This is a genomic window from Kitasatospora sp. NPDC001603 (genome assembly GCF_040298365.1).
Taxonomy (GTDB): domain Bacteria; phylum Actinomycetota; class Actinomycetes; order Streptomycetales; family Streptomycetaceae; genus Kitasatospora.
Genome location: NZ_JBEPAA010000006.1, coordinates 1 through 22,730, shown reverse-complemented (window position 1 = coordinate 22,730; position 22,730 = coordinate 1). Strand labels below are relative to the sequence as shown.

The 22,730-nt window shown below is 73.4% G+C and carries 15 protein-coding genes; 9 read left to right on the top strand and 6 right to left on the bottom strand.

The window, feature by feature from the left end; translation table 11 throughout:
* The first annotated feature begins 23 nt into the window (after positions 1-23).
* Positions 24-806: a TIGR04222 domain-containing membrane protein gene (locus ABT263_RS06115; RefSeq protein WP_352288098.1), complete on the top strand. Its 783-nt coding sequence runs from the start codon at positions 24-26 to the stop codon at positions 804-806.
* A 66-nt stretch (positions 807-872) separates the two neighbouring features.
* On the opposite strand, the gene hemQ is transcribed toward ABT263_RS06115, so the two are convergent.
* Both hemQ and hemG read right to left on the bottom strand, forming a co-directional pair.
* Positions 873-1,598 carry a hydrogen peroxide-dependent heme synthase gene (gene hemQ, locus ABT263_RS06110; protein ID WP_329489986.1) on the bottom strand — a complete coding sequence of 242 codons (726 nt, stop codon included), beginning with the start codon at positions 1,596-1,598 and terminating at the stop codon, positions 873-875.
* Positions 1,595-3,028, bottom strand: a complete 1,434-nt coding sequence (gene hemG, locus ABT263_RS06105) for a protoporphyrinogen oxidase (RefSeq protein ID WP_352288095.1) — start codon at positions 3,026-3,028, stop codon at positions 1,595-1,597. Before hemG ends, hemQ begins: the two co-directional genes overlap by 4 nt.
* Before the next feature lie 324 nt (positions 3,029-3,352).
* Between hemG and ABT263_RS06100 the strand changes: the two genes are divergently transcribed.
* Positions 3,353-4,396, top strand: a complete 1,044-nt coding sequence (locus tag ABT263_RS06100; RefSeq protein ID WP_352288093.1) for a DUF4349 domain-containing protein — start codon at positions 3,353-3,355, stop codon at positions 4,394-4,396.
* Between the two features lie 49 nt (positions 4,397-4,445).
* Here the strand turns inward: ABT263_RS06100 and hemE are convergent, their stop codons facing one another.
* Entirely contained in the window at positions 4,446-5,561 is a 1,116-nt protein-coding gene (gene hemE, locus ABT263_RS06095; RefSeq protein ID WP_380392239.1) for a uroporphyrinogen decarboxylase, read from the bottom strand.
* Positions 5,562-5,706: 145 nt separating this feature from the next.
* Here hemE and ABT263_RS06090 point away from each other — a divergent pair, with 145 nt between their 5' ends.
* The 5 genes from ABT263_RS06090 (at position 5,707) to ABT263_RS06070 (ending at position 12,565) form a co-directional block, all read left to right on the top strand.
* A complete protein-coding gene (locus ABT263_RS06090) occupies positions 5,707-6,369 on the top strand; it encodes a DUF3000 domain-containing protein (RefSeq protein ID WP_329489983.1) in 663 nt (220 codons plus the stop codon).
* A gap of 333 nt (positions 6,370-6,702) precedes the next feature.
* Positions 6,703-7,428, top strand: a complete 726-nt coding sequence (locus ABT263_RS06085; RefSeq protein WP_329489982.1) for a LuxR C-terminal-related transcriptional regulator — start codon at positions 6,703-6,705, stop codon at positions 7,426-7,428.
* Positions 7,429-7,663: 235 nt separating this feature from the next.
* Positions 7,664-8,911, top strand: coding sequence for a ribonuclease D (locus ABT263_RS06080; RefSeq protein WP_352288091.1), 1,248 nt, complete (start codon positions 7,664-7,666; stop codon positions 8,909-8,911).
* A gap of 304 nt (positions 8,912-9,215) precedes the next feature.
* The gene (locus tag ABT263_RS06075; RefSeq protein ID WP_329489980.1) at positions 9,216-10,433 is read left to right on the top strand and encodes a thiolase family protein; all 1,218 of its coding nucleotides are present in this window, start codon (positions 9,216-9,218) and stop codon (positions 10,431-10,433) included.
* Positions 10,434-10,435: 2 nt separating this feature from the next.
* Positions 10,436-12,565, top strand: coding sequence for a 3-hydroxyacyl-CoA dehydrogenase NAD-binding domain-containing protein (locus ABT263_RS06070; protein WP_352288088.1), 2,130 nt, complete (start codon positions 10,436-10,438; stop codon positions 12,563-12,565).
* 163 nt (positions 12,566-12,728) lie between these two features.
* Here the strand turns inward: ABT263_RS06070 and ABT263_RS06065 are convergent, their stop codons facing one another.
* The 3 genes from ABT263_RS06065 to ABT263_RS06055 all read right to left on the bottom strand — a co-directional run bounded on the left by ABT263_RS06065 (position 12,729) and on the right by ABT263_RS06055 (position 17,753).
* On the bottom strand, positions 12,729-14,243 hold the full coding sequence (locus ABT263_RS06065; protein WP_352288085.1) for an ArnT family glycosyltransferase: 1,515 nt from the start codon (positions 14,241-14,243) through the stop codon (positions 12,729-12,731).
* A gap of 123 nt (positions 14,244-14,366) precedes the next feature.
* On the bottom strand, positions 14,367-16,271 hold the full coding sequence (dxs, locus tag ABT263_RS06060; protein WP_352288082.1) for a 1-deoxy-D-xylulose-5-phosphate synthase: 1,905 nt from the start codon (positions 16,269-16,271) through the stop codon (positions 14,367-14,369).
* A 279-nt stretch (positions 16,272-16,550) separates the two neighbouring features.
* The gene (locus ABT263_RS06055) at positions 16,551-17,753 is read right to left on the bottom strand and encodes an ROK family transcriptional regulator (protein ID WP_329489976.1); all 1,203 of its coding nucleotides are present in this window, start codon (positions 17,751-17,753) and stop codon (positions 16,551-16,553) included.
* A gap of 509 nt (positions 17,754-18,262) precedes the next feature.
* On the opposite strand from ABT263_RS06055, the gene ABT263_RS06050 reads away from it, so the two are divergent.
* Both ABT263_RS06050 and pepN read left to right on the top strand, forming a co-directional pair.
* Positions 18,263-19,957: an outer membrane protein assembly factor BamB family protein gene (locus ABT263_RS06050; RefSeq protein ID WP_352288079.1), complete on the top strand. Its 1,695-nt coding sequence runs from the start codon at positions 18,263-18,265 to the stop codon at positions 19,955-19,957.
* Between the two features lie 155 nt (positions 19,958-20,112).
* Positions 20,113-22,730, top strand: a 2,618-nt coding sequence (gene pepN, locus ABT263_RS06045) for an aminopeptidase N (protein WP_352288076.1), incomplete at its 3' end; no start/stop codon positions are given.

Sequence of the window (22,730 nt, the reverse complement as noted above, 5' to 3'; positions counted from 1 at the left end):
GGGGGCAGGTCTACAACGGGCCCATGTGGTTGCTCTTCCTGATCCCGGCCTGCGTCAGCGCGGTGCTCTCCTGCATCCGGCTGGTCCGGATGACCGCCACCGCCGACGCGCTCGCCGGACAGGAGGGGCCCCGGCCGCGCGAGGCGGTCGGCATCGGCCTGTACGAGACGGCCTACCTGGCGGGCGGCCCGGACCGGGTGGTCGAACTGGCCCTGGTCCTGATGGCCTCCCGGGGCCGGCTGCACCTCGCCCACACCGGCTGGACCACCGTCGTCGACCCCAGGGGCCGCAGCCGCCTGGAGCGGGCGGTGGTCGCCGCCGTCGGGCCCGGGGGCCAGTGCCGGACGGACGACCTGCGCCGGGTGATGTCCGTCCACCCGACCGTGCTGGAGATCGGCGGCCGCCTCGCACTGGCCGGTCTGGCCACCCCGGCGCCGGTGCAGCGGCAGACCGTCCTGGTGATCCGCCAGGTCCGGCAGGCGATGCTGCTCACGCTGGTGCTGCTGGCGGCCGCGCTGGCGGTCGGCGGCTTCTCCGGCGGTGACGCGCTGGCACCGCTGGCCTGGTTCTCCCTGCCGCTGGTGCTGACCGCGGGCACGCTGCTGATGGCCCGGGTCGACGTCTACCCCTACACCCGCTGGGCCTCCCCGGTCGGCCAGGAGGTGCTGCGCGAGGTCCGGCCGCCCCGCCAGCACGGCCTCACCGACGACGACGAGCGCGAGCTGCTCACCGCCGTCGCGATGATCGGCTCCGTCGCGCTGCCGGACGCCCGCCTCCGCGCGGCCCTGCGCCCGCACCGGAGCTGACCCGCCGACGGCCGAGGGGCCGGCCGCTCCCCTCGACGGGAACGGCCGGCCCCTCGGGCGGAGGCGTCAGACCAGGCCGTTGAGCAGCTCGCTGACCGGCTTGCGGCGGCCCGTGTAGAAGGGGACCTCCTCGCGGACGTGCAGCCGGGCCCGGGAGGGGCGCAGGTCGCGCATCAGGTCGACGATCCGGTGCAGCTCGTCCGCCTCGAAGGCGAGCAGCCACTCGTAGTCGCCGAGCGCGAACGAGGCGACCGTGTTGGCCCGCACGTCCGGGTAGCCGCGCGCCATCTGGCCGTGCTCGGCGAGCATCGCGCGCCGCTCGGCGTCCGGCAGCAGGTACCACTCGTAGGAGCGGACGAAGGGGTAGACGCAGACGTAGTCGCGCGCGCGCTCGTCGGCCAGGAAGGCCGGGATGTGCGACTTGTTGAACTCGGCCGGGCGGTGCAGCGCCATGTTGGACCAGACCGGCTCCAGCACCCGGCCGAGGCCGGTGCGGCGGAAGCGGTTGTACGCCTCCTGGAGGTCGTCGGAGTCCGCCGCGTGCCACCAGACCAGGATGTCGGCGTCCGCCCGCAGACCGGAGACGTCGTAGGTGCCGCGCACGGTGACGTCCTTCGCGGCGAGCTGCGCGAACAGCTCGTCGACCTCGGCGGCCAGCGCGGTGCGGTCCTCGGGCAGCTCGCCCTTGAGCTTGAACACCGACCACATGGTGTAGCGGATGACCTGGTTCAGGTCGCGCGCCTTCTTCTTCTCGGGCTGCTGCTCCGGCTGCTGCTCAACGGTCTCAGTCATGCGCCCATTGTCCTCTCCGTGACGTTCTCCCCGGTCGCCGGGGTCAACAGTTCGTCGAGCGCGGCGACGGCCGCCCGCGCGCTCGCGACGCAGGCCGGGATGCCCACGCCGTCGTAGGCCGCGCCGCAGACGGCCAGCCCGCCCACCCGGCCGACCGCGGTCCGGATCCGGGCCACCCGGTCGAGGTGGCCGACGGGGTACTGCGGCAGGCCGGCCCGCCAGCGGGTCACCACGGTGTCGTACGGGCGGGCGGTCAGACCGATCGCCTCGCCCAGGTCGGCCAGCGACCGCGCCACCAGCTCCTCGTCCGACAGCTCCAGCGGCTGCTCCTCGCGCAGCCGGCCGAGCGAGGTGCGCAGCACGAAGCTGTCGGGGGCCGAACGCGCCAGCCAGCCCCACTTGTTGGAGGAGAAGGTGGACGCCTTGATCCGGCGGCCGTCCACCGGCGGCACCAGGAAACCGCTGCCGGCCGGCGGCGTGGGCAGCTCGGCCCGCCGGAACGCCAGGGTGACCAGAGCCATCCCCGCGTACTCGACGGCGTCCAGCTCGACGGCGGCCCCCGGCGCGTCCGCGCGCAGCAGCCGGGCGGCGGCGGGCGCGGGCACCGCGAGCACCACGGCGTCCGCCTCCAGCGCCCCGCCCCCGGCGGTCACCACCCGCCAGCCCCCCGGGGTCCGGTGCAGCCCCTCCACCGCGGTACGGGTGCGCAGCTCGGCACCGGCCCGGGCGCAGGCCGCGGCGACCGCCTCGGGCAGCGTGCCGAGACCGCCGCGCAGGCCCTGGAAGACGGGAGTGCCGACGGTGCGCGGCCGGTTGGCGAGCTCGTGCACGCCCTCGACCAGCGAGCCCCCGCCGCGCGCGACCTCCAGCAGCTGCGGCACGGCGGCGCGCAGCGAGATCTCGTCGGCGTGCCCGGCGTAGACGCCGCCGAGCAGCGGTTCGACCAGCCGGTCGACCACCTCGCGCCCGAGCCGGTCCGCGACGTACCGCCCGATCGCGACATCGTCCCCGACCTCGGTGGCGCCCTCGTGCCGGGCCCGCTCCAGGCCCTCGGCACTGAGCACCCCGGAGGCGGCGAGCGCCACCAGGTCACCGGGGACGCCCATCACCTGGCCGCCTGGCAGCGGCCGCAGCGCGCCCCTGGTCCAGATCGCGGCCTTGGCGGTGGTGGGCGGCTCCAGTTCGCCGCCCAGCCCGACCGCCCGCGCCAGCTCGACCGCCTCCGGCCGCCGCGCCAGCATCGACTCGGCCCCGAGGTCCACCCGGACCCCGCCGACCTCTCCCCCGTACAGCTTCCCGCCGAGCCGGTCGGACGCCTCCAGCAGCGTCACCCGCGCCCGCGCGGCCCCGCCGGCCGCCCCGCTGAGAAAAGCGGCCGCGGCCAGCCCCGCGATACCGCCACCGATCACGACGACCTGTGCTTGCGACATGCCCCGCAGTCTCGCAGGTCCTTACATCAATGCCTCAATCCGCCCGCTTCCGGACAGGCACGAGACCGTCGAGGTCGAGATCGACGGCGAATGGCACCGGCCGCCGCAACCGCCCCCGGAGGATCCCGGCCGGCGCGTAGGAGGCGGCCCGCGGCCCTCCGCTCACCCGAACGAGCGACGGCGGGCCGCGGCCTTGACCGGCGTGCGGCCGAGTCGTGATCGAGCTGCGACCTCCGGGGCGGGTCCGATCGGGGGCGGCGGCCGTCGAATGGTCCGGGCGCCGGAGGACGCGGCGCCGCAACCGTGGACTGGGAGGGGTCGGTCGTGGGACGAGGACGGCGCGGAGCGGGGGCACTGGCGGCGGTGGCCGTGGTGGCGGTGCTGGCCGGTGGGTGCGGCGCGGACGGCGGCGGGGCGAGGGAGAGGTCGGCCGCGGCCCCGGCGGGCGACGCGGCGGCCCCGGGCGTGGCCGCGTCGGCGGTTCCGAAGGCCGCGCCCGCTCCGGGCGCCGCCGCCGGGGCGTCGGCCGCGGTGCCGGTGGTGGACACCCGGCAGATCGCGTACAGCGCGCAGCTGTCGGTTCGGGTGGCCAAGGCGGACGCCGCGCTGGCGCGGGCGCGCGAGCTGGCGCTGGCCGCCGGCGGGTACGTGGCGAGCGAGACGGTGACCGGCAGCGGCGGGCAGCCCGCCGACGGCGTGGCCGGACCGCAGAGCGGTCAGCTGACGCTGAAGGTGCCGTCGGCGGCGTTCCAGCAGACCCTGGACCAGCTGGCCGGGCTGGGCGAGGTGCTGTCCCGCCGCAGCCAGGCGGACGACCTGACCCAGCAGGTCGCCGACGTCGGCAGCCGGGTGCAGACCCAGCAGGCGAGCGTCGACCGGGTCCGGGCGCTGATGGCGCAGGCGAAGACGCTGGCCGAGATCACCAGCCTGGAGGGCGAGTTGAGCCGCCGCGAGGCGGATCTTGAGTCGCTGCAGAAGCAGCTGAAGGAGCTGTCGGCGAAGACGTCGCTCTCCACGGTCACGCTGGACGTGCGGCAGAGGACGGAGACAAGGGCACCGGACGGGGAGGCCGCCCCGGCGAAGAAGGACGGCTTCTGGCACTCGGTCGGCGCGGGCCTCGGCGGCGGCTGGGACGTCCTGGTCGCGATCGTGCGCGCACTGGCGGTCGCGGTCGCGGCGGCGGCGCCGTTCCTGCTGGTGCTCGTGCCGGTGGTGGCGGTGCTCCGGCTGGTCCGGCGGCGCCGGACGCCCGCGCTGCCGCCGAAGCCCACCGAGCCGCCGCGGCGCGAGGAAAGCGGGGAGAGCGGGCACGGCGGGCAGAGCGGGGAGACGGCGAACGAGGAGGAGGCGCAGCGGCGGGAGGCCTGAGCACGACGGTGGCGGGCCCCCGACACCCGGGGACCCGCCACGCGGTCGGTCAGCGCGCGCTGGCCTCGTGCACGAAGGCGACCAGCCGGCTGAGCGCGTCCGGGTCCATGCTGGGCAGCACGCCGTGGCCGAGGTTGAAGATGTGGCCGCTGGTACCGAGCGCCTGGGCGGCGTGCAGCACCTCGCGGGCCTTGGTCTCGACCGCCTTGGTGGGGGCGAAGAGGACGGCCGGGTCCAGGTTGCCCTGGAGCCCCTTGCCGGGGCCGACCCGCTCGGCGGCGACGTTCAGCGGCACCCGCCAGTCCACGCCGACGATGTCCGCGCCGGCCTGACCCATCAGACCGAGCAGCTCACCGGTGCCGACGCCGAAGTGGATCCGCGGCACGCCGTACCCGGCGACCGCGTCGAAGACCTTGGTGCTGGACGGCATCACCGAGCGGCGGTAGTCGTCGGGGGCGAGCGCGCCCACCCAGGAGTCGAAGAGCTGCACGGCGGAGGCGCCGGCCTCGATCTGCACCTTCAGGAAGGCGGAGGTGATGTCGGCCAGCCGGTCGAGCAGGGCGGCCCACAGCTCGGGCTGCCCGTACATCATGGCCTTGGTGTTCTCGTGGTTCTTGGACGGCCCGCCCTCGATCAGGTAGCTGGCGAGGGTGTAGGGCGCGCCGGCGAAGCCGATCAGCGGGGTGCCGCCGAGCTCGTCGACGAGCAGGCCGACCGCCTCGGTGATGTAGGGGACGTCGTCCGGCTCCAGCGGGCGCAGCCGCTTGAGGTCCTCGGCGGTGCGGATCGGGTCGGCGATCACCGGGCCGATGCCGGGCTTGATGTCGACGTCGATGCCGACGGCCTTGAGCGGCACCACGATGTCGCTGAAGAAGATCGCCGCGTCGACCTTGTGCCGGCGGACCGGCTGCAGGGTGATCTCCTTGACCAGCTCGGGCCGCATGCAGGAGTCCAGCATCGGGATGCCCTCGCGGACCTTCAGGTACTCGGGCAGCGAGCGGCCGGCCTGGCGCATGAACCACACCGGGGTGTGGGGCACCGGCTCGTGCCGGCAGGCCCGCAGGAACGCGGAGTCGTGCGCGGCGCCGCGTCGCACGGAGGGCTGCTGACCGGTGGGGGTGCCTGCCTGAGTGACTGCCGTGGTGTCTGCCGTTGTCTCGCTCACGGTTCAAATCTTCGCACGCGCCCCGGACCCGGCTCCCCGCCCGGGCTCGTCGGTTCCTCCAAGATCTGGTCGGTTTGCCGTCCCGGCACGCCGCGCGGGCAGAAGTTGCGGCGATTACCCCGGCCTTCGACCTAGTCTTCGGGGCATGGCAGCGGTCGGCGGGCACCCCGCACAGGGTGGCGGAACAGGTGGCGGAACGGGTCGGGAGGCGGCGCCGAGCGAGTTCCGGGCCGCGGTCGAGGCTCTGACGGCGGCGCGGCTGCGCCCCGAGCTCGAACTCTCCCCCGCCCCGGCGCCGCGCCGGCTCGCCCCCCACGCGTTCGCCCTGACCGCCTCGGTGGAGGTGGACGGCGACGAGCTGGCCGACGGCCGACTGGTGCTGCTGTACGACCCGGCCGGGCAGGAGGCCTGGAACGGGGACTTCCGCGTGGTGACCATGACCCGGGCCGAGCTGGAGCCGGAGATGGCCGGCGACCCGATGCTCTCCGAGGTCGGCTGGGCCTGGCTGATGGACGCGCTGCAGGCGCACGGCGCCGGGTACGCGGAGCCGTCCGGGACGGTGACCAGGTGCGCCTCGCAGTACTTCGGCGCCCTGGCGGACCGCGAGTCGTCCACCGAGATCGAGATCCGGGCCTCCTGGACGCCGGCCGACGGCCGCTTCGAGCGGCACCTGGCCGCCTGGGGGGACCTGCTCTGCATCAGCGCCGGTCTGCCCCCGGTCGCGCCCGCGCCGCAGCCGGCCGTCGACGTGCCGTCACTCGGTGGGGTGGTCCCGATGCCCGCCCGCCGGCGCCCGCGCTCGCACTGACGGGTGGTCCGTGGCCGCCGGCGGCGGTACCGGACCCAGCGCCACCCCCAGGGCTGACGGAGTGTGGCTTCGGACCCGCTCTGCGGCAATTTGTCCGGCCTGACGTGATGCCTGACGTGACCGATTCATGCCGACTCTGATCGATTTTGTACGAATTTCAGGCATGTCGTATCAGTCACCTGCGCGATTTGTCCGTATTGTTACTCACTAGATCGTGATCTTTCGCTAAAGCCGGGCACGGTAGCTGCCGAAGCAGACTGTGACCCTTTCCAAACGCGGAACACTCCGACCGCCCCATCGGGGTTCCGTCCGCCACTCCCCGCAGGAGGCCTGGTGTCGGTCCTTCTTGAGCACCCCGCAAACGTGGTCGCCTACCGGCCGACCAAGCCCACCGCCATGGTGGTCATCGCTGACCCCCGTGTCCGAAACACCGTCACCCGCCACCTCTGGGCGCTCGGCGTCCGGGACGTGATCGAGGTGTCCTCGATCGCCGAGGCCCGCCCCCGGGTCTCCACCCCACGCGACATCTGCGTCGCCGACGTCCACCTCCCGGACGGCTCCGGGCTGACCATCCTGGCCGAGACCCGCGCCGCGGGCTGGCCCAACGGCCTCGCGCTCTCCGCCGCCGACGACATCGGCGCGGTCCGCAGTGCGCTGGCCGGCGGCGTCAAGGGCTACGTGGTCACCGGTACCCGCACCAACGTGGCCATGCCGGGTCGCCCCGGCCTGCCGCTCGGCGCGGGTGGTCTGGCCGGCCGGATGCGCCGCCCCGGCATGCCGGGGATGCCCGGTGCCGCCGGTGCGCCGGGCGCCCCCGGAGCTCCCGGTGCGCCCGGCGCGCCGGGTACCCAGCAGTCCGCCTACCGCGAGCTCTCCGGCCGTGAGGTCGAGGTGCTGCGGCTGGTCGCCGAGGGCCAGTCCAACAAGGCCATCGGCGTCGCGATGGGCCTGTCCGCGCTCACCGTGAAGAGCCACCTGGCCCGGATCGCCCGCAAGCTGGGCACCGGTGACCGGGCCGGGATGGTCGCCGTCGCGCTGCGCACCGGCATCATCCACTGAGCGATCGGTGGGCCGCTGCGGCGGTCCTGGAGGAACGTTTCCTCCAGGACCGCCGCAGCGGCGTCCGGACGGCCCCGCGGCGGCGTCACCGCGACCCCCGCGGCCGCTCCGGACCGCCCCCGGTCCCGGACCACGGGAGCGGGGACGGCGCAGGCCGTCCGGTGGCATAGTCACGAACCCGGTCTGACCAGTCCGACAACACTCCTGGCCCCGAGGTCCGTCGTACCCTTGGTGAGTGACCGACGCCGTAGCAGCCACCCAAGAAGAAGCAGCCCCGGTCCCGCTCCTCGAACCGAAGGAGGGGATCCCGCCAGTCGTGGCGGACGAGGAGGCGCTGGCCGCCACCGTCGCCGCCTTCGCAGCGGGCACCGGACCGGTCGCCGTGGACGCCGAGCGAGCCTCCGGCTACCGCTACGGCCAACGGGCGTACCTCATCCAGCTGCGCCGCGCGGGCGCCGGCACCGCGCTGATCGACCCGATCGCCTGCCCCGACCTCAGCGGGCTCGGCGCCGCCCTCGCGGACACCGAATGGGTGGTGCACGCCGCCACCCAGGACCTGCCCTGCCTGGCCGAGGTCGGGATGCGGCCGCAGCGGCTCTTCGACACCGAGCTGGCCGGACGGATCGCCGGCTTCGCCCGGGTCGGCCTCGGACCGATGACCGAGAGCGTGCTCGGGCTGAGCCTGGCCAAGGAGCACTCCGCCGTCGACTGGTCCACCCGCCCGCTGCCCGAGCCGTGGCTGCGCTACGCCGCTCTGGACGTCGAGGTGCTGGTCGAGCTGCGGGACGCACTCGAACAGGAGCTGGACGCCCAGGGCAAGCTCGGCTGGGCGCTGGAGGAGTTCGCGGCGATCGCCGCCGCACCCCGCCCGGCCCCGCGCACCGACCCCTGGCGCCGCACCTCGCAGCTGCACAAGGTCCGCCGGCGCCGCCAGCTCGCCGTGGTGCGCGAGCTCTGGCTGACCCGGGACCGGCTGGCGCAGGAGCGCGACGTCTCGCCCGGCCGGGTGCTCTCGGACGCGGCGATCGTCAACGCCGCGCTGGCCATGCCGCTGAACATCGCCGCCCTGCAGGCCGTCCAGGGCTTCGGGCCGCGGGTCCACCGCCGCCAGCTGGAGCAGTGGCTGGCCGCCGTCCAGCGGGGCCGGGAGGTCCCGGAGAACCAGCTGCCGCCGGCCGCCGCCCCGCACGACGGCCCGCCGCCGCCGCGCGCCTGGGCCGAGAAGGACCCGGTCGCGGCCGCCCGGCTGTCCGGGGCCCGGGCCGCGGTGAGCGAGCTGGCCGAGGCGCGCAACCTGCCGGCCGAGAACCTGATCACGCCGGACCTCGTCCGCCGGGTCTCCTGGGAGCCGCCGGCCGACCCGAGCGCGGTCGGCGTGGCCGCCGCGCTGCGCCGGCTGGGCGCCCGGCAGTGGCAGGTCGACCTGGTGGCACCGGTCGTGGCCGCGGCCTTCGTCAAGGCCGCGGAGGTCGAGCCGGAGTAACCCGCGGGCCGGACCGGGGACCGTGGCAGCGGCGGAGCGCTGCCGCGCGGAGGGGATGCCGTCGAGCGACGGCATCCCCTCCGCCGTGTCCGGGCGGCCGCCCGCGCGCCCCGGCGCCACCGCTCCCGGGCTCCGCCGGGAGGACGTGTCGGGGGACACACGGGGTGAACCGGCCGTCGGGCCTGGGCAGGTTGGTTACCGGCGGGTAGCATGACGGTGAAGCAGCGCCGCTCACGTGCCCCCGTGCGACGGACGGCGGCAGCCTGCCCACCTCAACCTGTTGGTCCCTGGGAGGAGAGCCCCCGTGCCTCGTACCGCGAGGGACGTCGTCTTCGTCGATGGCGTCCGCACCCCGTTCGGCAAGGCCGGCCCGAAGGGCATCTACCACGAGACGCGCGCCGACGACCTCGTCGTCAAGTGCATCCGGGAGCTCGTGCGCCGTAACCCGAACCTGCCCGTCGAGCGGATCGACGAGGTCGCCATCGCGGCCACCACGCAGATCGGCGACCAGGGTCTGACCATCGGCCGCACCGCGGCCCTGCTGTCCGGCCTGCCGAAGTCCGTTCCCGGTTACGCCATCGACCGCATGTGTGCGGGCGCGCTGACCGCCGTGACCACGACCGCCGGCGGCATCGCCTTCGGCGCGTACGACGTGGTCGTGGCCGGCGGCGTCGAGCACATGGGCCGTCACCCGATGGGCGAGGGCGTCGACCCGAACCCGCGCTTCGTGTCCGAGAAGCTCGTCGACGAGTCCGCCCTGTTCATGGGGATGACCGCGGAGAACCTGCACGACCGGTTCCCGCACATCACCAAGGAGCGCTGCGACGCCTACGCCGTGCGCTCGCAGGAGAAGGCCGCCAAGGCGTACGCCAACGGCGACATCCAGCCCGACCTGGTGCCGATCTCGGTCCGCAACTCCAACCCCGAGGTCGGCGAGACCGGCTGGGGCCTGTCGACCACGGACGAGCCGATGCGCCCGGGCACGACGATGGAGTCGCTGGCGGGTCTGAAGACCCCGTTCCGCCCGCACGGCAACATCACCGCGGGCAACTCGGCCGGCCTGAACGACGGCGCCACCGCGTCGCTGCTGGCCGCCGAGGACGTCGCCGAGGAGCTCGGCCTGCCGGTCAAGATGCGCCTGGTCTCGTTCGCCTTCGCGGGCGTCGAGCCCGAGGTGATGGGCATCGGCCCGGTGCCGGCCACCGAGAAGGCGCTGGCCAAGGCCGGTCTGACCATCGACGACATCCAGGCCTTCGAGGTCAACGAGGCCTTCGCCGTCCAGGTGCTGGCCTTCCTGGACCACTACGGCATCGCGGACGACGACGAGCGGGTCAACCCGTTCGGCGGTGCGATCGCCTTCGGCCACCCGCTGGCCTCCTCGGGCGTGCGCCTGATGAACCAGCTGGCCCGCCGCTTCGAGCAGCGCCCGGACGTCCGTTACGGCCTCACCACGATGTGCATCGGCTTCGGCATGGGCGGCACCATCATCTGGGAGAACCCGCACTTCGAGGGTGGTAAGTGACCATGAGCACCACGACTGAGCTGCTGCAGCAGGGCGCCGAGCTGTTCCCCGGCGAGGTCGTCACGACCGCGCACGTCCGCCACCTGGACCTGCCGCTGCAGGCCGGCCGGCTGGCCCTGATCACCCTGGACAACGGCTTCGACCACACCAAGCCGACCACCTTCGGCCCGGGCTCGCTGCTGAAGCTGTCCACCGCGCTGGACCAGGTCGAGGCCGAGGCCGCCGCGGGCACGATCGTCGGTGTCGCGATCACCGGCAAGCCGTTCATCTTCGCGGTCGGCGCCGACCTCAAGGGGGTCGAGATCCTCAAGGAGCACGCGGACGCGCTGGCCATCGGCAAGGGCGGCCACGAGGTCTTCAAGCGGATCGCCGCGCTGCCCGTCCCCTCCTTCGCCTTCTACAACGGCGCGGCGATGGGCGGCGGCGTCGAGGTCGGCCTGCACGCCACCTACCGCACCGTCAGCGCGGGCGTCCCGGCGTTCTCGCTGCCGGAGGTCTTCCTGGGCCTCGTCCCCGGCTGGGGCGGCTGCACCATCCTGCCGAACCTGATCGGCCCCTCGAAGGCGATCAAGGTCATCATCGAGAACTCGATGAGCCAGAACAAGCAGCTCAAGGGCAAGGACGTGTTCGAGCTGGGGATCGCCGACGCGATCTTCGAGCCGGCCGACTTCCTGGAGCAGTCGCTGCTCTGGGCCGCCAAGGTGCTCACCGGCGACGGCGTGGTCGAGCGCGAGGCGATCGACCGCGGCAAGGCCTGGGACGACGCCGTCGCCTGGGGCCGGCTGGTCGCCGACTCCAAGGTGCACGGCGCGGCCCCGGCCGCCTACAAGGCGCTGGACATCATCCAGCAGGTCAAGGACGCCGACCTGCAGGCCGGCTTCGACGCCGAGGACGCGGCGCTGGCCGACCTCATCATGAGCGGCGAGCTGCGCAGCGGCATCTACGCCTTCAACCTGGTGCAGCGCCGGGCGAAGCGTCCGTTCGGTGCGCCGGACAAGTCGCTGGCCCGCCCGGTCACCAAGGTCGGCGTCGTGGGCGCCGGTCTGATGGCCTCGCAGCTGGCGCTGCTGTTCGCCCGCCGGATGGAGGTGCCGGTGGTCCTCACCGACATCGACCAGGAGCGCATCGACAAGGGCGTCGGCTACGTCCACGCCGAGATCGACAAGCTGCTCGGCAAGGGCCGGATCGGCCAGGACAAGGCCAACCGGCTCAAGGGCCTGGTCACCGGCTCGCTCGACAAGGCCGCCGGCTTCGCCGACGCGGACTTCGTGATCGAGGCCGTGTTCGAGGAGATGGGCGTCAAGCAGAACGTCTTCGCGGACCTGGAGAACGTGGTCTCGCCGACCTGCGTGCTGGCGACCAACACCTCCTCCCTCTCGGTCACCGAGATGGCCTCGAAGCTGAAGCACCCCGAGCGGGTCGTCGGCTTCCACTTCTTCAACCCCGTCGCGATCCTGCCGCTGCTGGAGATCGTCCGCGGCGAGCGGACCGACGACGCCGCGCTGGCCACCGCCTTCGGCGTCTCGAAGAAGCTGAAGAAGACCTCGGTGCTGGTCAAGGACGCCCCGGCGTTCGTGGTGAACCGGATCCTGACCCGCTTCATGGGCGAGATCCAGGACATCATCGACGAGGGCACCCCGATCGCCACGGTCGAGAAGGGCGTCGAGCCGCTCGGCCTGCCGATGTCCCCGATCGTGCTGCTGGAGCTGGTCGGCCCGGCCATCGCGCTGCACGTCTCGGAGACGCTGCGCGGCGCCTTCCCGGAGCGGTTCACCGTCTCCGAGAACCTCGGCCGGGTGGTCAAGGCCGGCAAGCGCGGCTTCTACACCTGGGTCGACGGCAAGCAGGTGCTCGACCCCGAGGTGCTGGAGCTGCTCACCTTCGGCGACACCGTGCTGACCGAGGAGCAGGTGCTGAACCGCGCTCTGGAGGCCGTCGCGCAGGAGATCGGCCTGATGCTGGAGGAGGGTGTCGTCGCCGAGGCGCAGGACATCGACCTCTGCATGATCACCGGCGCCGGCTGGCCCTTCCACCTGGGCGGGATCACCCCGTACCTGGACCGTGAGGGCGTCTCGGAGCGGGTGAACGGCAAGCGGTTCCTCGCCCCTGGCGTGGCCTCGGTGCCCGCCTAAGGCGTAGGCCCCGTACGACGCGGGAGCCCCGGTGACCTCAGGGTCACCGGGGCTCCTGCGCGTCGTGGCGGGGGCGGTGGGGCGCGGCGGGCACTCTCGGCGGGGCGGGGCCGGGGGAGCCCGGGGCCGCGGGCGCGAGGGCCCTGTCGCGCGCCGGGCGCGGTCAGCGCTTGAGGCGGTAGACCACGGTGTCGGCGAAGACGCCGACCATCTCGTAGTGGGTGTCCAGCAGGTTCTCGATCTTCGGGATCATGCCGGGCTGGTAGGGCGCCAGGCCGGAGTCGTCCACGACGATCTCGGGCAGGCCCTTGGCGATCTCCCGGTCGAAGGTCTGCCAGGCGTTGCTGACGCTGAACTGCTCGCCGACGTTGGCGTTGCCGTCCTTGCCGCCGCTGAAGTTGGTCAGGAAGCCCGCGGTCAGGTAGCGGGTGGCCGGCTTGCGGTCGGCCAGCCAGTACAGCTCCGGGTGCATGCCCCAGACCAGCACGGTGTCCTGCGGCTTGCTCTGCGCGGCGACCGCGGTGGCCACCTCGGTGGTCCGGGTGAGCCGCTCCCCCGGCCAGGCCAGCGCGAGGCCCCAGAACACCGTGGCGGCGGCCGTGGTGTACACCAGGACCGGTTTCCAGCGGATCGCCGAGGTGGCGACCGCGCCGGTGCCCAGCAGCACCAGCGGGGGCATCAGCTGCAGGTAGTAGTGGCCGAAGAAGTGGAACCCGACGCTGACCGCGACCACCGAGGAGAGCAGCCAGACCCAGAGGTCGGTGGTGGAGCCGTGCTCCTCCCCGGCGACCGGCAGCGGGCGGTGGCGGTGCTTCAGCCAGAGCCGGCGGCCGACCGGCAGCAGGAAGCCCAGGCCGGCGCCGACCAGGATCGCCGAGTTGCCCAGCGCGCGGCCGGCCATCTGCAGCCAGGCGCCGCCCACCGAGGCGTAGTCCCCGCTGCCGGTGACCACCCAGAACAGGAAGCCCTTGGGTTTGGTGAGGATCACCGCGACCAGCGCTATCGGCAGGGTGAAACCGAATCCGATCTTGAACAGGGCGGGCGGCCAGCGGACGCCGCGCCGGCGGGCGTCCTGGAACAGCATCCAGAGCACCGGCAGCAGGACGGCGCCGCCGGTCTGCTTGGTCAGCGAGCAGAGTGCCACCGCGATGCCGGCGGCCAGCCAGCGGCGGCGCTCGGCGTACCGGAAGGCGGCCACCATGGCGGGCAGCATGAAGACCTCGAAGGTCGCCGCCTGGGTGTCCTCCGGGGAGAGCCCGATGGAGACCAGCAGGTAGAGCAGACCCGCCCCGGCGCCCGCCCGGTTGCCCCAGCGGCCGCGGGCGATCGAGGCCAGCAGGATCGCGGTGACCAGGTGGGCGACCACCGCCAGGGTGCGCAGCGGCCAGAGCGAGGCGGAGCCGAAGACGGCGAAGCAGGCCTGGTAGAGCCAGGGCAGCAGCGGCGGCTTGCGGTCGACCACGGTGTCGTAGAGGACGCCGCCGTCCGCCAGCATCCGGGCCTGGGTGGCCAGGAACCCCTCGTCGGGGCTCCAGACCGGCCGGACGAAGGAGGGGATGTGGGTGGCGAGCGCGACCAGGGCCAGCACCGGCACCAGCCTCGTCCAGTAACCCTGGCGGACGCGGTCGGGCAGGCGCTCGGCAAGCCCGACGAGGCGGGGGCGGGTGGGGGTCGGCACGGATGACAACCTACCGGGCGGGATCGGCGCGGGCAGCGCCGGTCCCGCCTTTCGGTGCGATTATCAGCCTGTCTTGCGACGAACTGTTGCCCAGTTGTGGCAAACGGCCGCGGACCGGGCGGCTCAGGCGCGGACGGCCGCCACGTCCAGCCGGGAGACCAGGGCCGTCACCTTGCGGGCGATGTCCGGGGCGGTGAGACCGATCTCGGCGAGGATCTCGGGCCGCGAGGCGTGGTCCAGGAACTCCTGCGGGATGCCGAAGTCGCGCACCGGGACGTCCACCTCGGCGTCGCGCAGCGCCTGCGCCACGGCGGCGCCCACACCGCCGACGCGGCCGTTGTCCTCGATCGTGACGACCGCGCGGTGCTCGGCGGCCAGGCCCGGCAGGGCGCGGTCCACCGGCTTGACCCAGCGCGGGTCCACCACGGTGGCGGTGACGCCCTCGGCCGCCAGCAGGTCGGCGACCTCCAGGCTCGTCGCGGCCATCGCGCCGACCGAGACGATCAGCACGTCGGCGCGGCGCTCCTCGGCCGGCGCCTCGGGGGCGCGCAGCACGTCCATGCCGCCGATCCGGCCGACCGCGGGGACGGCCGGGCCGACCGTGCCCTTGGAGTAGCGGACCACGGTCGGGGCGTCCTCCACCTCGACGGCCTCGCGCAGCTGGGCGCGCAGCTGGTCGGCGTCGCGCGGGGCGGCGAGCCGCAGACCGGGGACGACCTGGAGGATCGACATGTCCCACATGCCGTTGTGCGAGGCGCCGTCGGTGCCGGTGACACCGGCCCGGTCCAGCACGAAGGTGACGCCCAGCCGGTGCAGCGCCACGTCCATCAGGACCTGGTCGAAGGCCCGGTTGAGGAAGGTCGCGTAGACCGCGAACACCGGGTGCAGGCCGTTGGTGGCCATGCCGGCCGCGCTGGTCACGGCGTGCTGCTCGGCGATGCCGACGTCGAAGATCCGGTCCGGGAAGGCCTTGGCGAACGGGGCCAGGCCGACCGGGTGGAGCATCGCGGCGGTGATGCCGACGATGTCCTCGCGCTCGCGGCCGAGCGCGACCATCTCCTCGCCGAAGACGGACGTCCAGTCCTTGCCGGCGCTCTTGATCGGCAGGCCGGTCTCCGGGTGGATCACGCCGACCGCGTGGAAGCGGTCCTCCTCGTTGTTCTCGGCGGCGTGGTAGCCGCGGCCCTTCTCGGTGAGGCAGTGCACGATCACCGGGCCGCCGAAGCCGCGCGCCTTGGTGAGCGCGGACTCCAGGGCGGTGAGGTCGTGGCCGTCGATCGGGCCGATGTACTTGAGGCCGAGGTCCTCGAACATGCCCTGCGGGGCGATGAAGTCCTTGAGGCCCTTCTTGGCGCCGTGCAGCGTCTCGAAGAGCTGCTGGCCGACCACCGGGGTGCGCTGCAGGGCGTCCTTGCCCCAGGAGAGGAAGCGCTCGTAGCCCTGGGTGGTGCGCAGCGTGGCCAGGTGGTTCGCCATCCCGCCGATGGTCGGGGAGTAGGACCGCTCGTTGTCGTTGACGACGATGACCAGCGGGCGGTCCTTGGAGTCGGCGATGTTGTTGAGCGCCTCCCAGGCCATGCCGCCGGTGAGGGCGCCGTCGCCGATCACGGCGACGACCGGGTCCTTCTTCCCCTGGAGCTGGTTGGCCTTGGCCAGGCCGTCGGCGTAGGAGAGCACGGTCGAGGCGTGCGAGTTCTCGATGACGTCGTGCTCGGACTCGGCGCGGGAGGGGTAGCCGGAGAGGCCGTCCTTCATCCGCAGCCGGGAGAAGTCCTGGCGGCCGGTGAGCAGCTTGTGGACGTAGCTCTGGTGGCCGGTGTCGAAGAGGATGCGGTCGCGCGGCGAGTCGAAGACCCGGTGCAGCGCGACGGTCAGCTCCACGACGCCGAGGTTGGGCCCGAGGTGGCCGCCCGTCTTGGAGACCTCCGTCACCAGGAAGGTCCGGATCTCCTGGGCCAGCGCGGCCAGCTGTCCGGGCGTGAGCCGGTCGAGATCGCGCGGTCCCCGAATGCGGGTCAGCAGGGCCACCCGTTCCTCCTCGTTCAAAGTCGCGGACCGCGGGCGGTCCGACGGGCCTCGCTGCCCGTGTGCCGTCGCGCCGATCGGTCTCGGCGGTGCGCCGACCGGTCGAGTCTAATGTCCGCCTACCGGACACCGAGCGGGGTGCCCGGTGCCGGCGGCCCGTACTCGCCGTTCACGGCGCGCCGCGGCCACGGAGGGTCCGGGGGCGGGCACGGACGGTCGAAGGGCGGCAGACCCGGTCGGCGCCGGACACGGACGGTCGGACCGCCGCGGACCGGCCGGCACTCACGGCCGGGCGACGGACGCCTGTACGGACCGCCCGATCGGGCTGGAGTCGTCCATCTCGCTCATCACCAGGGCGAGCGCGCCGAGCACCTCGGCCCGGCCGCCCAGGGTGCCCGGGACGACCGAGAGCTGGCGGGCCGCGCTGGGGATGGCGTAGCGGGCCACCGAGTCGCGGATCGGGCCGAGCACCAGCTCACCGGCGTCGGCGAGGTCCCCGCCGAGGATCACCCGGCGCGGGTTGAGCAGGTTGCAGAGGGTGGCGACACCGGTGCCGATCTGCCGGCCGGCGTCGGCGATCACCCGGCGGCAGCCGAGGTCGCCCTGGTGGGCCAGCTCGACCACCCGGGGCACGCTCAGGTCCTGGCCGAGCGTGGAGGAGAGCAGGCCGAGCAGGTAGCGGGAGCCGACGAAGGTCTCCAGGCAGCCGCGGTTGCCGCAGCGGCAGACCGGGCCGGCCTCGTCCAGCGTGATGTGCCCTATCTCACCGGCGGTGCCGCCCGGGCCGCGGTAGATCTGCCCGTTGACCACCAGTCCCGCGCCGACGCCGCTGGCCACCTTGATGTAGGCGAGGTCGCTCAGGCCGCGGCCGGCGCCCCAGACGAGTTCGCCGAGCGCGCCCAGGTTGGCGTCGTTGTCCACGTGCACCGGCATGCCGAGCCGCTCGGCCAGCTCCCGGCCGGGGGCGATGCCCGTCCAGCCGGGCAGGATCGCGGTGGAGCCCAGCGCGCCGGTCTCCACGTCGATCGGGCCGGGGACGCCGAGGCCGACGCCGATCACCTTGTCCGGGCGGAAGCCGGCCTCCTGGAGCAGCCGGTCCACCAGCGCCTCGGCGCGGTCGAAGCCCTGGGCCGCGGAGACGTCGACGTCGATCGGCTCGCTCTCCTCGGCGAGCACCCGGTGCGCGAGGTTGCCGACGGCGACCCGGAGGTGGGTGTGGCCGAAATCGATCCCCACCACGATGCCGGCGTCGCCGCTGAGCGAGACGCTGCGGGCGCGGCGGCCGCCGGAGGAGGTGTCGGCGACCACGACGGTGCCGCTCTCCTTGAGCTCCCGGACGATGTTGGACACGGTCGCCGCCGAGAGGCCGGTGGCGCGGGCGATCTCGGCCTGGGTCAGCGAGCCGGCCATCCGTACCGCGCGCAGCACCCGCTCCAGGTTGGCCCGGTGCAGTGAGGACTGCGAACCCGGTGTGTCCGTCGCCATGATCCACCCTTCCAAGGGCGAGGGAACCCCTCCGCCGGGCGATCCCTTCAACTCCTGAAGCCTAGGGCCTGACGGCGTCGGGTGGCGCGGCTACCGCGGTGGCGGGGTGGGGAAGGGGGAGGGAAGGGGTGGGCAAGGTGGTCCCGGTGGACTGCTCCGGGGCCTCGCACGGCGCCGGGCGGTGTGCCACCGGGCGCCGGGCGGTGTGCCACCGGGCGGCGGGCGCCGGGGACGGGGCCGCAGCTCAGAGCCGCGACGCGCGGCCTGCCGGGCTCCTGCGACCGGCCGAAAACCGCCCACCCGTACCATGGTGCCCATTCTCACCCGTCCCACCGGCCACGGACGTGACCGGCCGGGGGGCGCTTCCAGACATGACGGGGCATCAGATGGCAGGGGATCACCCTACGCCGGGGGCAGGCGACACACCCGGTACCGGGCCGCAGGACAATCGGGGCGTCTCGCTCGGCCGCACGCCGGGAGGCGTGGACCCGGCCGCCGTGGCGAACCAGATGACACAGCTCGACGGGGCTCCGGTCCCCGGGCAGGGCGGACCGGCCGCGCCGGGCGCCGCACCCGGGCAGCCGCCGGCCCCGGGCAGCGAGTACGCCTACGCGCCCACCGCCGCCGCCTTCCCCGCCCAGGGCGCCCCGCCGCCGCCCGGCGCCGCACCGGCCGGCCCGTACAACCCGGCCCAGCCCCCGTTCCCGGCCCCCAACGCCGGCCAGCAGTACGGCTACACCGCCCCGCCGCCGGCCGACGGCGGAGCCGGGTACGGATACCCGCAGCAGCAGCCCGGGTACGCCTTCCCCGGCGCACCGGTGCCGGCGCCGCCCAAGCGGCGCAACCCGGTGATGGTCTGGGGCGGCATCATCGGCGGTGTGCTGGCGATCGCCATCGTCGCCGGTCTGGTCGTGCTGTTCACCGAGAACAAGAAGGACCCGGACACCCCGTCCGCGGACGGCGGCACCAGCAGCACGGGCGGCACCACCGACAGCTCGACCACCGACCCCTCCGCGGGCACCGGCGGCGGCAGCGGCGGCAAGGCGGGCTCCTACAGCCTCGCCTGGACCGCCGCGAAGCCGGCCAACGCGGCCAGCGGCTCGCAGCTGCTCGGTATCTGGGGCGCCGACAAGGCCGTGGTGCGCGCCGACAGCTACGGCATCCGCGCGCTCAACTCGGCCGACGGCAAGGAGCTGTGGACGCTCGCGCCGCCGGCCGGCAGCAAGGAGTTCTGCGCCGTCTCGTACGGGGTGAACTCGAAGCACATCGCCGCCGTCGCGCTCAACACCGGTGACAGCGACTGCTCCACCGTCGGCGCGGTCGACATCAGCACCGGCAAGCTGCTCTGGTCGGCCAAGGTCAGCACCGAGCGGATGTCCTCGCCCACCCTGACCGTCACCGAGAAGGTCATCGGCATCGGCGGCAACGTGGCCGGCGCGGTGAACATCGCCGACGGCTCGCCGGTCTGGCAGTTCCAGCCCCGTGACAAGGACTGCAACGTCTACGGCAAGGTCGCCGGCACCCAGATCGCGGTGAGCGACCGCTGCTACGGCTCCAACGCCAACCCCAAGTCGCAGCTGGTGCTGGTCGACACCGACACCGGCAAGACCACCAGCCCCGCGCCGGTCCCGTTCACCGGCAGCATCGAGCGCATCGACAAGGTGGTCTCGGACCAGCCGCTGGTGCTGCTGGTGACCAGCGGTCCGAACGGCGACTACATCCTGCCGTTCGACAAGAGCAACAAGCCGATGACCCCGATGTCGGTCAAGGAGCCCGGGGCGGACAGCCTGCGGCTCTCCGGCCAGGCGGACGCGTTCACCCAGAACGTCGTCAGCGGCACCACGCTGTACGTCCAGACCAACCCGAGCAAGCCCGCCGTCAACGCCTACGACCTGACGACCGGCAAGCGGCTCTGGTCGTCCACCGGCGGCACCAACGACGGCATCCGGCTGGTCTCCGGCACCGACAAGGACGGCAGGGTCCGGGCCGTGCTGGACATGGGCTACGGCAAGGGTGCCAAGATCGTCACGCTCGCGCCGGCCGACGGCGCGGTGACCGAACTCGGCACCATCACCAGCCAGAAGAACTCCGACTTCATCGGCTCCAGCACCACCGAGTACGTGCTGCAGTCGGACGGTTCGCTGTTCGGTTTCGCCCGCAGCGCGGGCTCGGACGCGCCCGTGGTCAAGTACGCGAAGAAGTGACGCCGGGGGCGTAGCGCCCCGGTGCCCGACCCGGTCGAGGGCGGGGCGGAACAGGCCAACCCGCCTGTTCCGCCCCGCCCTCGAACATTTCCCCGGGCGCCGCGCGCCGGGCATGGGAGGATGCGAAGCATCAGCCTGACGAAGGAGTCCTGCGAGTGCCCGGCACCAACCTCACCCGTGAGGAGGCCCGTACCCGGGCCGACCTCCTGCACGTGGACGCGTACGACATCGAGCTCGACCTGAGCTCGGCCCGGGAGGGAGGCACCTTCCGGTCCACCACCGTGGTCCGGTTCAGCGCCAACACCCCCGGCGCGTCCTCCTTCATCGACCTCGTGGCGCCGAGCGTCGAGGAGATCACCCTCAACGGCGAGCGGCTCGACAACGCCAACTTCTCCGACAGCCGGATCACGCTGCCGAACCTGGCCGCCGAGAACGAGCTGCGGATCGTCGCCGACTGCGCCTACACCAACACCGGTGAGGGCCTGCACCGGTTCGTCGACCCGGTCGACGACGAGACCTACCTGTACACCCAGTTCGAGGTGCCGGACGCCCGCCGCGTCTTCGCCACCTTCGAGCAGCCCGACCTCAAGGCCACGTTCGCCTTCACGGTGACCGCGCCCACCGGCTGGGTCGTGGTCTCCAACTCGCCCACCCCGACCCCGGTCGGCGAGGGCGACAGCCAGGTCTGGAGGTTCGAGCCCACCGGCCGGATCTCCTCCTACATCACGGCACTGGTCGCCGGCCCGTACGTCGGGGTCTTCGACAGCTACGAGAACGGCGACCAGAAGGTCCCGCTGGGCGTGTACTGCCGCCCGTCGCTGCGTGAGTTCCTGGACGCCGAGGCGATCTTCGAGGTCACCAAGCAGGGCTTCGACTACTTCCAGGAGAAGTTCGACTTCCCCTACCCGTTCGCCAAGTACGACCAGCTGTTCGTCCCGGAGTTCAACGCCGGCGCGATGGAGAACGCGGGCGCCGTCACCCTGCGGGACCAGTACGTGTTCCGCTCCAAGGTGACCGACGCCGCGTACGAGGCGCGGGCCGCGACCATCCTGCACGAGCTCGCCCACATGTGGTTCGGCGACCTCGTCACCATGGAGTGGTGGAACGACCTCTGGCTGAACGAGTCGTTCGCGACCTTCGCCGAGGCCGTCTGCCAGGCCGAGGCCCCCGGTTCGAAGTGGCCGCACTCCTGGACCACCTTCGCCAACCAGATGAAGACCTGGGCGTACCGGCAGGACCAGCTGCCGTCCACCCACCCGATCATGGCCGACATCAACGACCTGGAGGACGTCCAGGTCAACTTCGACGGCATCACCTACGCCAAGGGCGCCTCGGTCCTCAAGCAGCTGGTGGCGTACGTCGGCCAGGACGCCTTCTTCCAGGGCGTGCAGGCCTACTTCAAGCGGCACGCCTGGGGCAACACCCGCCTGGCCGACCTGCTCGGCGCACTGGAGGAGGCCAGCGGGCGCGACCTCAAGGCCTGGTCCAAGGCGTGGCTGGAGACGGCCGGCATCAACGTGCTGCGCCCGGCCCTCACCCTCAACACCGACGGCGAGATCGAGTCCTTCGCCGTGCTGCAGGAGGCCCCCGCGCTGCCGGCCGGTGCCAAGGGCGAGGCCGTCCTGCGCCCGCACCGGATCGCCATCGGCCTCTACGAGCTGGCCGACGGCGCGCTGGTGCGCACCGACCGGATCGAGCTGGACGTCGACGGTCCGCGCACCGAGGTCCCCGAGCTGGTCGGCCGGCACCGCCCGGCCGTCATCCTGCTCAACGACGACGACCTCTCCTACGCCAAGGTCCGCCTGGACGAGGACTCGCTGGCCGTCGTCACCGAGCACCTCGGCGGCTTCACCGACTCGCTGCCGCGCGCCCTGTGCTGGGCCTCCGCCTGGGACATGACCCGCGACGGCGAGATGGCCGCCCGCGACTACCTGGAGCTGGCCGTCTCGGGCCTCCGCCGGGAGTCCGACATCGGCGTCGTCCAGTCGGTGCACCGCCAGGTCAAGCTCGCCCTCGACGCCTACACCGACCCGGCGTGGAGCGAGCAGGGTCTCGCCCGCTGGGCCGAGGCCGCCGAGGAGCAGCTGCGCGCCGCCCAGCCCGGCAGCGACCACCAGCTGGCCTGGGCCCGCGCGCTGGCCGCCGTCGCCCGCAGCGAGGGGCAGCTGGACCTGCTCGCCGCGCTGCTGGACGGCTCGGTCGAGATCAAGGGCCTGGCCGTGGACACCGAGCTGCGCTGGACGCTGCTCGGCCGGCTGGCCGCCACCGGCCGCGCCGACGAGGCCGCCATCGCGGCCGAGCTGGCCCGCGACAACACCGCGGCCGGCCAGGAGCACGCCGCCAGCTGCCGGGCCGCCGTGCCGACCGCCGAGGCCAAGGCCGCGGCCTGGGCCTCGGTGATGGAGTCGGACAAGCTCACCAACTACGTCCAGGACGCGGTGATCGCCGGCTTCCAGCAGGCCGACCAGCGCGAGCTGCTGGCGCCCTACGGCGCGAAGTACTTCGCGGCGCTCAAGGGCATCTGGGAGAGCCGCAGCCACGAGATCGCGATGCTGATCATCGTGGGGCTGTACCCGTCGCTGCAGGTCGAGCAGGCCACGCTGGACGCCACCGACGCCTGGCTGAGCACGGCCGAGCCGGCGCCGGCGCTGCGTCGCCGGGTGATCGAGCAGCGCGCCGGGGTCGAGCGCGCCATCAAGGCGCAGGCCGCCGACCGGGCGAGCCCGGGCGGCCGGCCCCGCGCTGGCCCTGGCGCTGCGCTGGGGCGCCAGAT

What these genes read in the sequence shown, in the direction of transcription:
- ABT263_RS06115 (WP_352288098.1), top strand. Translation starts at nt 24, where the DNA reads ATGTGGTTGCTCTTCCTGATCCCGGCCTGCGTCAGCGCGGTGCTCTCC.
- hemQ (WP_329489986.1), bottom strand. Translation starts at nt 1,598, where the DNA reads ATGACTGAGACCGTTGAGCAGCAGCCGGAGCAGCAGCCCGAGAAGAAG.
- hemG (WP_352288095.1), bottom strand. Translation starts at nt 3,028, where the DNA reads ATGTCGCAAGCACAGGTCGTCGTGATCGGTGGCGGTATCGCGGGGCTG.
- ABT263_RS06090 (WP_329489983.1), top strand. Translation starts at nt 5,707, where the DNA reads ATGGCAGCGGTCGGCGGGCACCCCGCACAGGGTGGCGGAACAGGTGGC.
- ABT263_RS06070 (WP_352288088.1), top strand. Translation starts at nt 10,436, where the DNA reads ATGAGCACCACGACTGAGCTGCTGCAGCAGGGCGCCGAGCTGTTCCCC.
- ABT263_RS06055 (WP_329489976.1), bottom strand. Translation starts at nt 17,753, where the DNA reads ATGGCGACGGACACACCGGGTTCGCAGTCCTCACTGCACCGGGCCAAC.
- ABT263_RS06050 (WP_352288079.1), top strand. Translation starts at nt 18,263, where the DNA reads ATGACACAGCTCGACGGGGCTCCGGTCCCCGGGCAGGGCGGACCGGCC.